The sequence below is a fragment of the Marinobacter sp. B-21 genome, from assembly GCF_056857895.1.
On the sequence record NZ_JBSXNZ010000087.1, the window covers coordinates 22,353 to 36,722 of the forward strand.

The window sequence follows — 14,370 nt, forward strand, 5'->3', positions numbered from 1 at the left end:
GTGCCGAGCGCCCCACAACACCGTAGCATCTTCACTCGACATCAGCCGGGTCTTCGGCACGGCGTCTTCCAGGCAATCCGCATCCGCTAAGGTCAGTCCCCAGTCGAGTAGAGTCTGCGGGGCCGACAACAAGGCTGAGTTACTTTTATCGGTCAGAATGACATGAACTCGGGTTCGGGTGACCAAAAAAACGGTAGTTCAATAGGTTGGGAGTGTTTTTGGGCTATTTTTCACGTTTGTCTGCCAACCCTCAATATACTCAGTCGTCACTGCCTGCCCTCGGTGGAGCAGCGGATGCGACTGACGCTGTTGCAGCAGCGGTAACGGCAAGCTTGAAGCCAGACCTGGCGGCATGCAATACGATGGGCTCCGGCTTCTTGCGTGTGGGCTCTTCTCCGGTGCACTTGAAGATGGCAAGCTTTGCGGCACAATGGTGCCCGAAGGGTCCGTCAAATTTACGCTGACGGACGAGGAACTGAGCGCGACGAGAGAGGACTATAATAGGCGCAATAGGTAGTCACCAAATTCAGAACAAACTGAGCCGGGCTAGAACCCGGTTCGGCGAGGTTTTAGTCTGGCTATTCGTCTGGGTCCGTTATGGTCTCGAAGCGGGCTAGCGCCTCTGCAACGACTTGGGGTGGGGCCGATTCTGCAAACTTGGCGTTACGGGCTTTCAGATCCAAAGTTCGCACTTGGCTGACAACGGCTACGCCTTGGATTTTGGTTTCGGAGAGGTGTACCGCAAATCCTTTATCTCTTTCGTAGCCACCGCCTTGCGTAATTGGGGCGACGAGAGCTCTTCCGAGTTGGTTGAATTCTTTGCGAGACAGGACAAGGCAGGGACGGGGATTGCCTTTAATTTCTGATCCTTCGGTTGGGTCCAGGGTTACCCAAATAATGTCACCCTGATCGAACGTGCGTTTCGGTGGCATAAATTCATCCTTCTGTTGTGTTTAGGTCATAGCAGTTCCTCCCCAGCTGTGGGTGCGTTGTCCCAGGCTTGAAGGTCGTCTGCAACTGGTGCGTTCGGGTTGCACTGTGCGACCAAGTCCTGAAGTTTGTACTTCCGGCGAGTCTTTGCAGGCTCGATGATTATGCGCATTCCATCCTCTTTGATGGAGACGTCATCGCCCAACCGGAGATGCAGTTTCTTCAGAAGCTGTGCAGGCAGTATCGCGCCGGCGCTGTTTCCGATTTTTCTGATGCTCGTTTTCATGATTTTGGTGCTCATTCAATAAACAATAATTTTCACTTGAGCGGCATGTACTATACAGGCAGTGTGGTTGTGTGTCAACAATGTTATAACCTGAGTGCTAACATTGTTCTAACTTTTCTTGGTCATTATTGCGCGCCCTTTGGGCCGGGCTTCTCCGGGTTCGCTATTCGTTCATTCCGCGTTGCAGGACTGACGCCCTCCATATCTCGGACGCTTTCGACCTCAAGTTTTATTGCGATGAAAACCTAAACCGACTCTGGAAATCAATCATTGAGGCTAGCCTGTCAACTGCAAGTTCACATGCCCTTGCAGCTATTCCATTTCCCAAAACTCTGATCTTATGAAATAGCCGAAATCCGCAACGCCACCTAACTCTTTAACACCGCAGAACCCGATGAACTCATCAGCTTCAGCCTCGGCAACATCGAAGCGGGATGGGTTGGCCAGCGTGTCCTCGAACCACGAATCTGCTTCGTCTTCTGTCAGGGCGCGACGAGGTCCCACAAATCTCATAACTTGAGGATCTCGAAGCATACACCGTGTCACCGTTCTCCGATTTTGTCGAGGAAAGACCATTTTTGACGGGAAAAGGACCGCTTTTATCAATTAGCGGCGATCTAAATTCGTCCGGCGTCTGAAGCGCTTTCATGATGTGATTCCGCAGCCCCATAGTAGGTTCATGAGTTTTCGTAAAACGTCACGTAATGAACCATTTCATGAAACTCAAGGCCTTTCAAGCATTCAAAAACAACGTCTTACACCAAAGTCTAAGATCCATGAACTACTGCACCGCGCATAAGTTAAATTATCAGTGCTATTCGGCTAGTCCAGGGGCATCGTGGCGAGTGCCCGTCGCTAATCGCTGGCCTGCTGATCTGTACCCGGTCAATCTGGTCGGGGTGACGACATTGCGATGCGCAAACAACGTTTCAGGAATCAGAGCGCAGTCGATCATCAAATTGGAAGGTTACCTCAACGGCCTCTTCGATAACCGCTTCTGCGTCGGGGTGTTCCGGATTAAGGATGAGGTTATATTCTTGTGGCACAACACACGAACGGACCGCCAATGCGAGCGCTTCGCCGTCGATGAGGAAGTCGGTTCCGAGCTCTTGAGTGCCTGCTGACACTCTTGTTCCGTTCCAGTCTCTTAGGTAAGCGTCGTCGGCCAGGATCATAACCTGACTGTCGGGCACCTCGATTTGGAAAAGCAGATAATTCTGTAGACTGTCTTCCTCACCCAGATTCACCAGAATTTCTAACTGAGCAAGGGCAATACTCTCGGATAGATACACTGCCGGGTGATTAGGCAGATTCCAGCGACCCCCATATTGGCGCGCACCAAACCCAGAAAACGCAGTGTCCCTGTGTTTTCGTTTTGTGATTCGGTACGCCTTCATGCGTACACGCCGTGCTCAAGCTGCCCGATCAGGTCCCGTACCATGCGAATGCCAGCCTCGGTATCCAGCAGATCAATAGGGCACTGGTGCTCCAAGGCTCGCGCCGGACGCTTAAGCCACCGCCGTGCCTTTTCTCGGTCACCTTCAAACAATTCCACGGCGTCACGCATCACCAGGTGCAAAGTGGCTACCCGATCCAGCTCTGCCTTGTTCACGGTGCCGTCTTCACGTCGGCGTACCAGGGTGCGCGGGGAAATGTCCAACAGTGTGCACAAAATAGCGTCGTCGATGTCGTATAGGGCCTTCAGGGCATCCAGTTCCCTGGCCTTTCCGCCGCGGCGGATCTTTTTCACGCCCTGGACACCGGCAAACACGTACTTTCCTGTGGTGGTTCTGCGATGAGCTTTCACAGCACCACGCCCCTCGTACACGGCTCTAACGTTTGCCTTACCAGGTCCAAAATGCGCTTTAGGGCTTTGCTTTTTCTCGGTGATCGCTGACATAAAACCTCCCGCCATTTGGCAAAAATAGTTTACCACAATGGCGCCGGAATTTCTTGCAGGCTTATTCGACTCTCTGTGACCCCATCGCGACGAATAAGCAGCTTCCCTTTCGTTGCTCCAACAAAAACCGTCCGGGAATAAATTACTCCCCGAAGACGCCCTAAGCGGTAGAGATAGTTTCCGACGGATCTGTCGTTGCCGCGCCGTTGCCAGCACAGGTGTCCAGTCGGGATTCATTCATCGTTTGGGGCTTTTAACATGCAACAAAAAATAAGGCGTTTCATGAAATCGTTCGGCGCAGTCGCCGGAATCGCGCTCAGTGTCAGTTTGCCAGCGACAGCAACTGAAACATCTCGCTCAGCCCCCGGGCTTAGTCTGGAAAAGGCGATCAGCGATCCCCTGTATATCGCGGTCCAGAACAGCGGCATGGTGAAGGTATTACCGTCGAAACAGGCCTGGCCTGGCGTGGCAGGCGCTCACTACGATGCTCTCAACACGGACGCAACCCGGCTCATGGTGTCGGGCTTTAAAACCGGTAAGGTTTACGTATTGAATACCGCCAACGGGAAGGTGTTGGCCAGCATACCGATTGGTGAGGTGGCCCAGGGCGTTAAAATTTCACCAGATGGTCGTTATGGTCTCGCCGTCGCCCCCTCCCAGGGCGATGTCGCTGTTATTGACCTTAACACTCTCGAGTTGGTTAAAAAAATTCCGGTTGGGAAAGTACCTCACAATCTCATTTTCAGTGCCGACGGCAAACGTGCTTACGTCACGCTTCAGGGGGCAGGCGCCGTTGCCGTGGTTGATATGCAGACCCTGGAAAAACAGCACGAGATCCCGACGCCAGGGCTGGAAACGCCCCACAATATCGACATCAGTGCCGATGGACAGCGGTTGTGGTTGCGTGATTTCACGGGCAATGTTGGCGTTCTGGACCTGGCGAGCGAGAAAATCATCAAGACCTTGAAAGTGGCCAGTGGACATGGCGGTATCGACGTGGTGCCTGGCGGGCGCTACGTAGCAACCGGTGCTATCTCTGCATCCGTCGTTACCGTGATCGACCCCGATAGCCTCACCATTGTGAAAACCGTTGAGGTCGGAACCGGTCCTCACGGAGTGCGGGCAAGCCGCGACGGAAGGTTTATTTATGCGTCGGTCACCGCGGACAATCACATTGCCGTCATTGATGCCCAATCCCTGCAGGTAGTCCGCCGGGAGCCTGTCGAGGGCAAATTTCCCTTCTGGATCGCGGTACCCGGTAATCCATGACAAAAATCAACGGGATGGGGAGTAACAAGTGATGATCTCAAATTCAGTGAACATCAACTCGTAACGGGCAGCCAATGCGCAGCGCTGGAAGCAGGCAGCAATTCGATACCCTGGTACGCCCCTGGCGTTACCGGCTGTACGGTATTGCGCTGCGGCAGGCCCCGTCGCCTGAGATGGCGGAGGACTGGACTCAGGAGACCCTGCTAAGGGCCTGGCGGGATTTTGACCAACTGGGCGATCATGTGGCTGTTTATGCCTGGCTGCTTAAAATTCTCAATCGTGTGGTAGCCGATTGCTATCGCCGAGACGGACGTCGCCACCAACTGGCTCCGGTGCTCACAACCGAGGATCCTGTGTTAAATGAGCATCCCTGCGCCGCACCGGGCCCGTTCGATCAGGCCCTGAAAAGTCAGACTGATGCGCACGTGATGGCGGCCATTCAGGCCTTACCGGATACCTTCCGGCAGGTCATTCTGTTGAGGGACTTTGAGGATTTCAGCTATCAGGACATTGGACAGATTCTGGACCTGGCACCAGGAACGGTGATGAGCCGTTTATCAAGGGGGCGCCGCCTGCTCGCCGAACGACTGATCAAGGCGGCACCCGAAGCCCCTGTTGCCAGTAATGCAAAGCACGCATCGGTGAAGCCACATGAGTGACAGCAACAAAACAGAAACCCATGGATTTTCTGACCTGCATGTCCGAATACAGGACTGGTTGGCCGGCTACGCCGATGGTCAGTTGGATGAGCATCATACCGACCTTGTCGAAGCCCATCTCGCTGGGTGTGAGGCCTGCCGTAACGATGTCGTTCGCCAACAGGCCCTGTCCGCCCGGCTACAGCTCATACCCACTCCCCGATTTGCTGCAAGTTTTGATAAACGGCTTGATGACGCGCTAGCAGAAGCCCCGGTGACTGGCAGGCACAAATCAGGTCATCAGCGGGTAGTGAACATAAAGCACTGGCTGAGCCGTCTACACCCGTTGGTTCTTGTTGGCGGTGGGGGTTGGGCTGTTGCCCTGGTACTTGCGGCGGTGCTCCTGATGCCTAACCTGACGCCGGGCAACATTAACCAGATTCCCATGGTCAGTGATGTGCTGATTGATTATCAGCGTGTCGCCCGGGAAGACCTGCCCTCGCAGTCCGGTGGCTCAGGCGTGCCTCCGCCGATGCAGTGGGCAAACAGTCGGGTCCTGGCAACCTGGATGACCAGTGTGGGAGGTGACCCCGCCCAGGCCTACGCCATGCGCCGGGGCAACAGTCTGATCATTCAATACCGCATCTCGGAGCGCGTGTTCTTCCGGAATCCGGACGTCCGGCAAGCAGTCGCTCGTGCTGGAGACTTTCGTACCCGTGACGATCAACTGGAAGTGCTCGGGATACCGATGGAGGAGTCCGGGTTATTGGTTGTCGCGCCCGCAGGGAATCTTCCGGCGATTGGCGAGTTCACAACGGAGGCTTCCTGATCCGGGGTTGGTGGTGATTATTTGACCACCATCTACACTAGACCGACACCGGGTTTGCCTCAAACCAAGGGGTGCGCGGATGCAGCCCAACAAGCAAATGATTCCGGGGCTTTCGTTTCTATTTGTAACCAGACCGACTATGTTGATAGGTGGGATGCACGTGACCCGCTATATCCCGCCGGGTGAAAAATTCACGAACTTAAGTGTCTCACCCCGCCCCGGAGTCACTCAATCCCCTATAAACGACACTGCCTGAAGGCTCCGTTTACCCGGTGCGCTCCAATGTCTGCGCAGTTTGTCTGGGTTAACCAGCAAGGAGAACATCGAATGTCGATGACATCAGAAAAGCAATTACCCGAAGCGATAGAAGCCTGGCTCGATCCGGAGATGGACTCGGTTAAAGGAACTGAAACCCCCAAGGATCCGAACAAAGGCTACATCGCCCTGCTTGGCTGGAGCGTCAATGCGATCAAGGCGGCGCAAAAGTTTGACCGTCGCTACATAGTCGTTGCTCCGGAGTGGGCTGCGGATTTCTGTACCGCAAACAAGATACCTTTCATCCCGTGGGATTTTATCCGGTTGAATGATCGGTCCCTGGAGATTGCCGAAAAGCTGAAGGCGGAAGGCGTCGATGTCGCCATACCGTTATTCGAGGAAACCGTCGAGTGGTCAGGGGCGATTAACTCTGTCCTCCTTAACAACCCTCGCATGTACGGGCAGTCCATTCTGTTTCGTGACAAGGCTCTGATGAAGCGCCGTGCCCAGCTTGGCGGTATTCGCGTCGGGATTTTCGAAGAGGCGCACGAGAAAGAAGACATCGTCCGCTTCATGAAGCGTGTCAACCAGACCCTGCTCAAACTTGATGGTGACCCGGATGACCCGATTCACGTCAAGGCCTTCGACAAGGCCGGTTGTCTCGGTCATAGAATGATCCGCAAGATAGAGGAAATTGACACCATTCCGGCGGAAGAATATCCCCTGCTGATGGAAAGTCACCTGGACGGCTGGGAATTTGCCGTTGAGGCCTGGATCCACGGTGGCAAGATCAAGTTTCTCAACATTTCGGAGTACGTAACGCTGGGCTACTCGGTATTTGTACCCGCTACCGAGCAACTCGAGAGCTGGCGTAACGCGATCACCAAACAGATCGAGTTACTGATCAAAACGTTCGACATACAGTTTGGCCTGATTCATCCGGAGTACTTCGTCACTGCCGACGGCGAAATGTACTTTGGGGAAGTTGCCTATCGTCCGCCCGGGTTCAAGGCTTTCGAGCTTATCGAGCGGGCGTACGGGTTCAATGCCTACCAGGCTTCAATGCTGGTATTCGATCCAAAAAGCACCAAAGAGGAAGTGGATAACTTCTTCCCCCGCGAAGTGGTCGATGCGAAGGGCTACGCAGGTTGCTTCGGTGTGTATCCAAGGCGCCGAGTGGTCAGCAAGCTGGAAATGCCCAAAGAAACGATTGAGCATCCCTACTTCGAGTCACACGAATTGCATGAACCGACAGAAGAGACCGTTCCCGACCGGTCGGCCTTCGGTACTCATTGGGGTCTCATCTTCTTCTTTGGTGATGACCCCATCAGGATGCGGGATCTGCTGAAAGCTCAGGAGGATCTGGACTTCTACGTCTAGAGGCCCGCTGAAGGGATTTAGTAGCAGCAGATACGATGTCCATGATTCTGGAGTCGCTATGACCAGAATCATGGACAGTCTCAAGTCCTACCTTGTGGCCAGTGGGTAAAAATAAAACTATTGCCCCCGCATGGATTTTAATATCTCTTCAGCGATATCCACCCGAATCTTACCGCGATTGACCAGTTCCTTAGCTACTGATTCAACTTCGGCGCCGATTGCACCCGCCATTACGGCAATATTTTTGGCATGCAGCGCCATGTGACCCTTCTGGATTCCGGTGGTTGCCAGAGCTTTAAGCGCAGAAAAATTCTGCGCCAATCCGACAGCGGCAACGGTACGCGCCAGGTGCTCTGCGGAGTCAATACCCATGATGTCCAGTGAAATTCGCGCGGTAGGATGAGATTTGGTCGCGCCGCCCACCAACCCCACGGCCATCGGTATTTCAATCATGCCGGTCAGGTTGCCGTTATGATCCATTTCCCACTGGGTCAGTGAGCGATATCTTCCGGTCCGTGCTGCATAAGCATGGGCGCCAGCCTCTACTGCGCGGGTATCATTCCCCGTCGCCAGCACTACAGCGCTCACCCCGTTCATAATGCCTTTATTGTGCGTGGCAGCCCGGTATGGGTCGATGTCGGCAAAGTCGTAAGCCAAGAGTATGCCGTCACGGACGGACTCGCCCCCGATCGCGTCCAGCGTCCAGGTCGCTCTGGCTCTGGCAAGCCTCCGGTCAGCAAGGTTAGACAGAATACGCAGATAAGTCCGGCCGCCGGTCCATTGGGCAATCATCGGCGCGACCGCTTCCGCCATGGTGTTTACAGCATTGGCTCCCATCGCATCACGAGTATCAACGATCAAATGTGTGATGACCATTGCGCCCTGGTGCCTGTCTTCCAGTACTCTTACTTCAATGTCGCGGAACCCGCCACCGTGTTTGAGAAGCACCGGATCGGTCTCATCACATACTTCTTTGATCTGGCTTTTTTTCTCCAGTATGTGCAGGCGTGCGAACTCTGGATTGGGGACGTCTATCAGTTGAACCTGAGCGATCATCATTGAGCCAGACATAGACGTGATGAAGCCGCCAGAGTCACGACATTGGCGCGCAGCGTTACATACAGCCGCCACTACAGAGGGCTCCTCCGTCGCCATGGGAATCAGCACTTCACGCTGATCCACGATCATGTTGGTGGCAACACCAAGGGGAATATTCATAGTGCCAATGGTGTTTTCGATCATGGAGTTAGCTACTCCGGCCTCCAGGTTTCCGGTGTTGGCCAAGTGGTCTGCTACTTCCCTACTCAGCCCTGCAACTTCAATTACCTTGTCCCGGCGCTCAGTCATCGACAGGTTGTGAAAGCCGGAAATACGCGAACTTTGGATGTGCATGGAATCAATCTCCGTAACGAAAAATCACGATACAAGGCGCTGGGACAATTGGTTGGGTAACCAGGTCACCAGATCCGGGAATAGCATGAACAGCAGCAAAGCCAACAATTGCAGCACCAGGAATGGAACAATGGCTCGATAGACGGTTTCCATACCGATACCAGGAGGCAACACACCCTTGATGTAAAACAGCGTGTAACCAAACGGGGGTGTGATATAGGCCATTTGTGCGGTGATCAGGAACAGCACGCCAAACCAGATAGGATCAAAATCAAACGCGTTGATAATGGGAATAAAGACCGGCACACACAGCAGGATAATGCCAATTTCATCCAGAAACAGACCGAGCAATACCAGGATGCCCATCATCGCCAGTAGCACCATCCAGCGATTCAGCTCCAGACCCTGGATGAACATCAGAAGTGAATCTGCCCCGCCGGTGCCGGTAAAGATGGAAACGAAAATCTTTGCACCGATCGTTATCCACATGATCATCGTGGTCACTCGCAGGGTATCCATAGCGGCATCCCTGAGATTGGCTGCTGTAAGTGTACTCTGGAGGGCTGCCGATACCATCGCTCCGACGACCCCAACCGCAGCTGCCTCAGTCGGCGTGGCAATCCCTGCGTAAATACTGCCCAGTACGCTGAACACAATCAGCGTTGGCAGCATCAGAGATTTCAGCGACCCGAACATTGCCAGCCAACTGATATCGGTTTGCTCCGGAGCCGGCGCAACACTTGGTTTCAACATGGTTTTAATAACCACGTAGGAAATGTACAGGCCGGCCAGAACCATACCCGGGACAATACCCGCTGCAAACATCTTGCCCACCGAGACCTGAGCGGTGGCGGCATAAACAATCGTGATGATGGAAGGCGGAATAAGGATCCCCAGCGTCCCGCCAGCACAGATGGTTCCGAGTGCAAGCTTTTCGTCATAGCCACGCCGAAGCATGGATGGCAGTGCCAGGATACCCATGGCGGCAACGGCGGCTCCCACTATGCCGGTCATGGCTGCCATTACTGTGCAGATTGCAATCGTGCCAACAGCCAGGCCACCGGGAATCTGTCTGAACCAGAGCTCCATCGCTTTGTACAGCGCTTCGATGATGCCTGAGCGCTGAAGGATGCTGGCCATCAAGACATACAGCGGTATTGCCAACAACACATCAGATGTCATCACGTCGTAGGTCTGAAGTACCGTCAAGACCAGAGCATCAGTTCCCCACAGCAAGATAGTGAATACCACCGCCAGGGACATCAGAACAAATGCCAGGGGCATCCCGCTCAGTAACAGCAGCAGCAAGGAGATAAACATCGCAGAAAGCACTAAGGTGGAGTTCATGCTCTGCCCTCCCCCTGGTGTTCAGCACGGTGGCCAACGCGCTGGATAGCAACCAGCATTTCGGCAATCGCTTGCAGTAATAACAGGCTGAAGGCGATTGGTATCAGGGTCTTGACCGGCCAAATGGCCGGATTCCAGGACGAGAAAGACGTTTCGCCGGACTCTATTGAGTTCATTGCTACCGGAATACTTTGGTAAATCAGAACACAAGAAATCAATCCGATGATCGGGTAGATACCGGCATCTACCATCGCCGCCACACGGGGCGACAGCTTGCCATAGAGAATGTCGACGTTGACGTGGCCTGCAGTGTGCAGGATATATGGCCCCGCCAACATAAAATAAGGCCCCAGCAGCAAGGTCGACAACTCGAGCGCCCACACAGTCGGAGCGTCAAAAAAGTAGCGGGCAACGACCTCGTAAGAGATGGCGGCAACCATCACGAAGACCAGTAACGAAGCGAGAATAGCGAACCATCGGTTGATCTGGGTAATGGCGTGGCAATAGCCGTTAACGAATGACATGCATGGTCCTCAAACCGGGAGCCAGCCCCTTGGAGCCGGGCTGGCTTGGAGCTACAACCTGCTGTTTACTCCAGCAGTCCCAGTTCTTTCATGAAATCAACCTGGCTTTTCAATACCTTATTTGCCAGTTCGTCATCTCCTGCGGCTTCCTTCCAGGCTTCCATTGCTGTGGGGCGTCCCTCAGTCACAATGGAGGGGTCGAGATAGATGATCTCAGCGCCCTGCTCCTTGAACTTCTTAAGTGCGACGGCATCCTGAGCCAGAATGTGCTGACGAAGAGCAGATGAGATTTCCCGGGCGGAGGTTACCAGAGCAGCTTTGTAGGAATCCGGTAGTTTGTCATAGGCGCGCTGGTTGGCAACATAGCTGGTGGCGGTGGTGGGCTGATGAAAACCGGGGACAATAACGTATTTGGCAACCTCCCCCAGCCCTGCTTCCAGGTTTGCGGTCAGGTCGCCCCGGTCGGCAAGATCGATCACGCCTTTCTCTAGTGCCTGGTATACCTCAGCTGTTGGAAGTGGTGTAGTGGAGACGCCGAATTTGCTCATCACCGTGCTGGCGAGCCCAACGAAGCGCCCTTTCTTGCCTTTAACATCATCGAGCTTGTTGATCGGAAATTTGGCGTGAATTGGTTCCTGTCCGTAGACAGTGGGAGCAATGTAGAAAAGTCCCGCCTTGGAGTAGGCTTCACGAGCAAACTCCAGGCCTCCTTTTTCATAAAACCAGGCTTCGTATTGGTCAGACTCAGGAAAACCAAAAGGCACAGTACTGGTGAATGCGAAAGCAGGAACTGAACCGGCCTCGTAGCCATCGAACGTTTTCATCATTTCAAAAGCACCACCGCGAACCGCTTCGAATGCCTGTGCCGAAGGGACCAGTTGTCCGCCGCCAAAAAGTCGGATTGAAAACTTGCCATTGGTCAGTTCAGACACTCGATCGACAAACCTCTTTTCAAACTCATAGGGAGTTGTGCCAGCGTCCCAAAGAGCTTGCATGCGCCAACTGACAGATGGTGATTCGGCCGCTGAGGCCATCCCGGAGTACAGGATTACGGCACTGAGGAGGCCGGTAAGGGTGCGACGGATTCCCGCCGAGGCGTTTTGGCTGATCAATTCTTTCATTTTGTTCTCCATCTAACTGGTGGCACATTCCTTGACGATCACCGCCCGAAATACGCCCTGTTGTTTTTGTTAGCATCGCCAGGCCGACATCCATCTGACCAAGAGAACGGCATGCCTGTACAAATTAGGACAGCGGCTTAGAATGGACAAGTGACAATTACACTATCTGTACTGCGGACTGTACCAGCAGTTAAGCTGGGACAATTATGGAGTAATATTGTGGGGAACATCTCGCGTGCACAACAAATTGCCGATAGCCTGATCCAGCAAATTGAATCCGGCTCGTTGCCTCCCGGTACGCGATTACCCTCGATCAGAGTGGCCGCCCAAGGTCACGGGGTATCCAAAAATACAGTTACGGATGCTTATGACCGCCTGGTAGCTACCGGGTATATCAGCCCTCGACGTGGGTCCGGGTTCTACGTTCAATCAGCCAGCTCGTCCCAGCCCGCGTCCGGGTCGGAACACGTCACCGAGGCTGTCGACCTGGTGTCCTTGTTGAGGGAACAGCTGAATCAACATTATGAGGTTCGGGCTGGAGATGGCCGCTTACCCGCCAGCTGGATGGAGAGTTCGGAGATTGGTCGCTATCTGAAACGTACATCAAATGTATCGGACTATGCGGATGACTTTGAATATGGCCGCCCTCAGGGCTTCCAGGCGCTACGGGAAGATGTCGCCCGCGCCCTCGCTGAGCGTTCGATTAATGCCAGTCCGGACCAAGTGCTCATGACCTTTGGTGCCAACCACGCGCTGGATTTGATCGTCCGTCACTTTGTTGATGCTAAAGACATCGTGTTGGTTGAAACCCCCGGCTACTACCCGATGTTTGGCAAGCTGAAGCTTCAGAAGGCAAAAGTAATTGGCATAAACCGGGAAGCGGATGGACCCGATCTCGATTTGCTTGAGGACAAAATCCGACAGTGGCGCCCCAAGCTGTTTTTTGTGCAGCCTATGGCTCACAACCCGACCGGAACATCCATGTCGCTGCAAAAAATGCACCGGCTGCTAATCATCGCCGAGAAATATGATCTGGTGATTATTGAAGACGATCCGTTTGCGGATATTCTGCCCAGGTCTACTCCTCACCTGGCCTCCCTGGATGCACTGAATCGAGTGATTTATGTCGGTACATTCTCCAAAACCCTGTCAGCAAGCCTTCGGTGTGGATATATCGCCGCCAGCCCGGCATTGATTGACTCACTTACGGATATCAAGATGCTTACGGTGGTCAGCAGTTCTGGCATCACAGAACGTATCGTGCATGAAATGATTGTCCGTGGGCGTTACCGGCGACATCTGAAGCGTTTGAGGGATCGAGTTGCCAATGCCAGCATCGACGCGGTGTCTGCCCTGAGGAGCCTTGGGCTGAACGGCATCGACAACCCCACTGGCGGGTACTATCTCTGGTGCCCTTTACCGGAGGGAGTTGACGGTATGGAATTGACCCATCAGGCAGCTAAACAGGGCATCTTCCTCGCGGCCAGCGATCTGTTTCATTTAGCCGAAAGCGGTGGAGCCAGTGCGTTAAGAGTCAATATCGCGCATGCAAACAATCATAAATTCCTCAATTTCATGAGAAGCGCTTTGGCTTCATGAATCGAAGTAGAGCGTAGTCTAAACTTAAGCTTAATCACAGCTTGAGGCACTGCCGATTATGAGGCGCGGATGGTTCTTCGTATTTCTGATTGTGCTTTTTTCCACGGTGCTGCACATTCCGATAACCCGAAGCACGGAAACTGTTCGTATTACGACCGGACACTGGCCCCCATACCTGGATAAAGATCTTCCGGGCGGCGGATTTCTTGCGCGGATCATTCGGGAGTCTTTTGCGCTTGAAGGAATTGAAGTCAGGTTTTCTTACTTCCCCTGGTCCAGAGCGCTGGCCTTGGTTCACTCACCAGATTATGAAGCATCTGCTGTGTGGTCTTGCACTGAAGATAGAAGCCGGGAGTTCGTGTTCTCCGCTGCCCTGATTCCTTACGGATGGTATTTTTATTACCGGGCCGGGCAGCCTTTCGACTGGGAAACCTTGACGGACCTTCAAGGTATGACCGTCGGACTTACTCAGGATTACAGCTATGGGGAGACATTGGCCGACGTCATCAAAAGCGGGCTTGTTTCCGGAGATGTGACAACCTCCGACCTTGCCAATTTAAAGAAGCTACTCCTGGGAAGAATCGATCTGTTCCCGATGGACCCTGTGGTAGGTGAAGTCATGATAGTTCAGCAGTTGGGGCCTGTTGCGGCATCCCGGCTCACTTTTCACCCGAAGCCCGTCAGAACGTCGTTCTTTCGCTTGCCATTCTCAAGGAACGACGAAAAATCCGCCCGTCTGATTCAGGCGTTCAACAAGGGCTTGGCGTCACTACGAGAGAGTGGCCGATACAAAGCCATCATTGATGAGGCTCTGGAGGCATACAGTTCGCCCAAGGCAGAAGCTATCCTTCGGGAAAGGCTCGCGAACTGGGAAGAGGAACCCGGTCCCTGCTCTTGATA

At 53.7% G+C, this 14,370-nt stretch carries 15 protein-coding genes; 6 read left to right on the forward strand and 9 right to left on the reverse strand.

All coding sequences use genetic code 11. The features are described 5' to 3' along the window. Positions 1-578: 578 nt before the first annotated feature. From AC13C0_RS17575 to parS, 5 genes are all read right to left on the reverse strand, one after another. A complete protein-coding gene (locus AC13C0_RS17575) occupies positions 579-932 on the reverse strand; it encodes a type II toxin-antitoxin system PemK/MazF family toxin (RefSeq protein WP_117617117.1) in 354 nt (117 codons plus the stop codon). Between the two features lie 26 nt (positions 933-958). Further along, positions 959-1,216: an AbrB/MazE/SpoVT family DNA-binding domain-containing protein gene (locus AC13C0_RS17580; RefSeq protein ID WP_482954787.1), complete on the reverse strand. Its 258-nt coding sequence runs from the start codon at positions 1,214-1,216 to the stop codon at positions 959-961. 312 nt (positions 1,217-1,528) lie between these two features. After that, complete coding sequence (locus tag AC13C0_RS17585; protein WP_227539409.1) at positions 1,529-1,750, reverse strand: GNAT family N-acetyltransferase; 222 nt, start codon at positions 1,748-1,750, stop codon at positions 1,529-1,531. A gap of 395 nt (positions 1,751-2,145) precedes the next feature. Further along, complete coding sequence (locus tag AC13C0_RS17590; protein ID WP_341581970.1) at positions 2,146-2,613, reverse strand: RES family NAD+ phosphorylase; 468 nt, start codon at positions 2,611-2,613, stop codon at positions 2,146-2,148. Next, positions 2,610-3,023 (reverse strand): type II RES/Xre toxin-antitoxin system antitoxin, encoded by a 414-nt coding sequence (gene parS, locus AC13C0_RS17595; RefSeq protein WP_162893667.1) that lies wholly within the window; start codon positions 3,021-3,023, stop codon positions 2,610-2,612. Before parS ends, AC13C0_RS17590 begins: the two co-directional genes overlap by 4 nt. Positions 3,024-3,398: 375 nt before the next feature. Between parS and AC13C0_RS17600 the strand changes: the two genes are divergently transcribed. The 4 genes from AC13C0_RS17600 to AC13C0_RS17615 all read left to right on the forward strand — a co-directional run bounded on the left by AC13C0_RS17600 (position 3,399) and on the right by AC13C0_RS17615 (position 7,487). Continuing rightward, a complete protein-coding gene (locus AC13C0_RS17600; RefSeq protein ID WP_341581971.1) occupies positions 3,399-4,385 on the forward strand; it encodes a YncE family protein in 987 nt (328 codons plus the stop codon). A 74-nt stretch (positions 4,386-4,459) separates the two neighbouring features. Further along, positions 4,460-5,044 carry an RNA polymerase sigma factor gene (locus AC13C0_RS17605; RefSeq protein WP_117617122.1) on the forward strand — a complete coding sequence of 195 codons (585 nt, stop codon included), beginning with the start codon at positions 4,460-4,462 and terminating at the stop codon, positions 5,042-5,044. Beyond that, a complete protein-coding gene (locus AC13C0_RS17610; protein WP_117617123.1) occupies positions 5,037-5,852 on the forward strand; it encodes an anti-sigma factor family protein in 816 nt (271 codons plus the stop codon). The genes AC13C0_RS17605 and AC13C0_RS17610 overlap by 8 nt, the downstream gene beginning before the upstream one ends. Before the next feature lie 327 nt (positions 5,853-6,179). Further along, positions 6,180-7,487 carry an ATP-grasp domain-containing protein gene (locus AC13C0_RS17615; protein ID WP_482954788.1) on the forward strand — a complete coding sequence of 436 codons (1,308 nt, stop codon included), beginning with the start codon at positions 6,180-6,182 and terminating at the stop codon, positions 7,485-7,487. A gap of 117 nt (positions 7,488-7,604) precedes the next feature. On the opposite strand, the gene AC13C0_RS17620 is transcribed toward AC13C0_RS17615, so the two are convergent. The 4 genes from AC13C0_RS17620 to dctP all read right to left on the reverse strand — a co-directional run bounded on the left by AC13C0_RS17620 (position 7,605) and on the right by dctP (position 11,871). After that, complete coding sequence (locus tag AC13C0_RS17620) at positions 7,605-8,879, reverse strand: hydroxymethylglutaryl-CoA reductase, degradative (RefSeq protein WP_482954789.1); 1,275 nt, start codon at positions 8,877-8,879, stop codon at positions 7,605-7,607. 24 nt (positions 8,880-8,903) lie between these two features. Next, a complete protein-coding gene (locus AC13C0_RS17625) occupies positions 8,904-10,226 on the reverse strand; it encodes a TRAP transporter large permease (protein WP_482954790.1) in 1,323 nt (440 codons plus the stop codon). After that, the gene (locus tag AC13C0_RS17630; RefSeq protein WP_482954791.1) at positions 10,223-10,750 is read right to left on the reverse strand and encodes a TRAP transporter small permease subunit; all 528 of its coding nucleotides are present in this window, start codon (positions 10,748-10,750) and stop codon (positions 10,223-10,225) included. Before AC13C0_RS17630 ends, AC13C0_RS17625 begins: the two co-directional genes overlap by 4 nt. 65 nt (positions 10,751-10,815) lie before the next feature. Continuing rightward, positions 10,816-11,871, reverse strand: a complete 1,056-nt coding sequence (dctP, locus tag AC13C0_RS17635; RefSeq protein WP_482954792.1) for a TRAP transporter substrate-binding protein DctP — start codon at positions 11,869-11,871, stop codon at positions 10,816-10,818. Between the two features lie 219 nt (positions 11,872-12,090). Between dctP and AC13C0_RS17640 the strand changes: the two genes are divergently transcribed. After that, positions 12,091-13,470 (forward strand): aminotransferase-like domain-containing protein, encoded by a 1,380-nt coding sequence (locus AC13C0_RS17640; RefSeq protein ID WP_482954793.1) that lies wholly within the window; start codon positions 12,091-12,093, stop codon positions 13,468-13,470. A 58-nt stretch (positions 13,471-13,528) separates the two neighbouring features. Then, the gene (locus AC13C0_RS17645; RefSeq protein WP_482954794.1) at positions 13,529-14,368 is read left to right on the forward strand and encodes a substrate-binding periplasmic protein; all 840 of its coding nucleotides are present in this window, start codon (positions 13,529-13,531) and stop codon (positions 14,366-14,368) included. Positions 14,369-14,370 lie beyond the last annotated feature (2 nt).

Bases quoted from the DNA above. Each gene is read 5' to 3' on its own strand.
- AC13C0_RS17575 (WP_117617117.1), bottom strand. From the start codon at position 932: ATGCCACCGAAACGCACGTTCGATCAGGGTGACATTATTTGGGTAACC.
- AC13C0_RS17580 (WP_482954787.1), bottom strand. From the start codon at position 1,216: ATGAAAACGAGCATCAGAAAAATCGGAAACAGCGCCGGCGCGATACTG.
- AC13C0_RS17585 (WP_227539409.1), bottom strand. From the start codon at position 1,750: ATGCTTCGAGATCCTCAAGTTATGAGATTTGTGGGACCTCGTCGCGCC.
- AC13C0_RS17590 (WP_341581970.1), bottom strand. From the start codon at position 2,613: ATGAAGGCGTACCGAATCACAAAACGAAAACACAGGGACACTGCGTTT.
- AC13C0_RS17600 (WP_341581971.1), top strand. From the start codon at position 3,399: ATGAAATCGTTCGGCGCAGTCGCCGGAATCGCGCTCAGTGTCAGTTTG.
- AC13C0_RS17605 (WP_117617122.1), top strand. From the start codon at position 4,460: ATGCGCAGCGCTGGAAGCAGGCAGCAATTCGATACCCTGGTACGCCCC.
- AC13C0_RS17610 (WP_117617123.1), top strand. From the start codon at position 5,037: ATGAGTGACAGCAACAAAACAGAAACCCATGGATTTTCTGACCTGCAT.
- AC13C0_RS17615 (WP_482954788.1), top strand. From the start codon at position 6,180: ATGTCGATGACATCAGAAAAGCAATTACCCGAAGCGATAGAAGCCTGG.
- AC13C0_RS17620 (WP_482954789.1), bottom strand. From the start codon at position 8,879: ATGCACATCCAAAGTTCGCGTATTTCCGGCTTTCACAACCTGTCGATG.
- AC13C0_RS17625 (WP_482954790.1), bottom strand. From the start codon at position 10,226: ATGAACTCCACCTTAGTGCTTTCTGCGATGTTTATCTCCTTGCTGCTG.
- AC13C0_RS17630 (WP_482954791.1), bottom strand. From the start codon at position 10,750: ATGTCATTCGTTAACGGCTATTGCCACGCCATTACCCAGATCAACCGA.
- dctP (WP_482954792.1), bottom strand. From the start codon at position 11,871: ATGAAAGAATTGATCAGCCAAAACGCCTCGGCGGGAATCCGTCGCACC.
- AC13C0_RS17645 (WP_482954794.1), top strand. From the start codon at position 13,529: ATGAGGCGCGGATGGTTCTTCGTATTTCTGATTGTGCTTTTTTCCACG.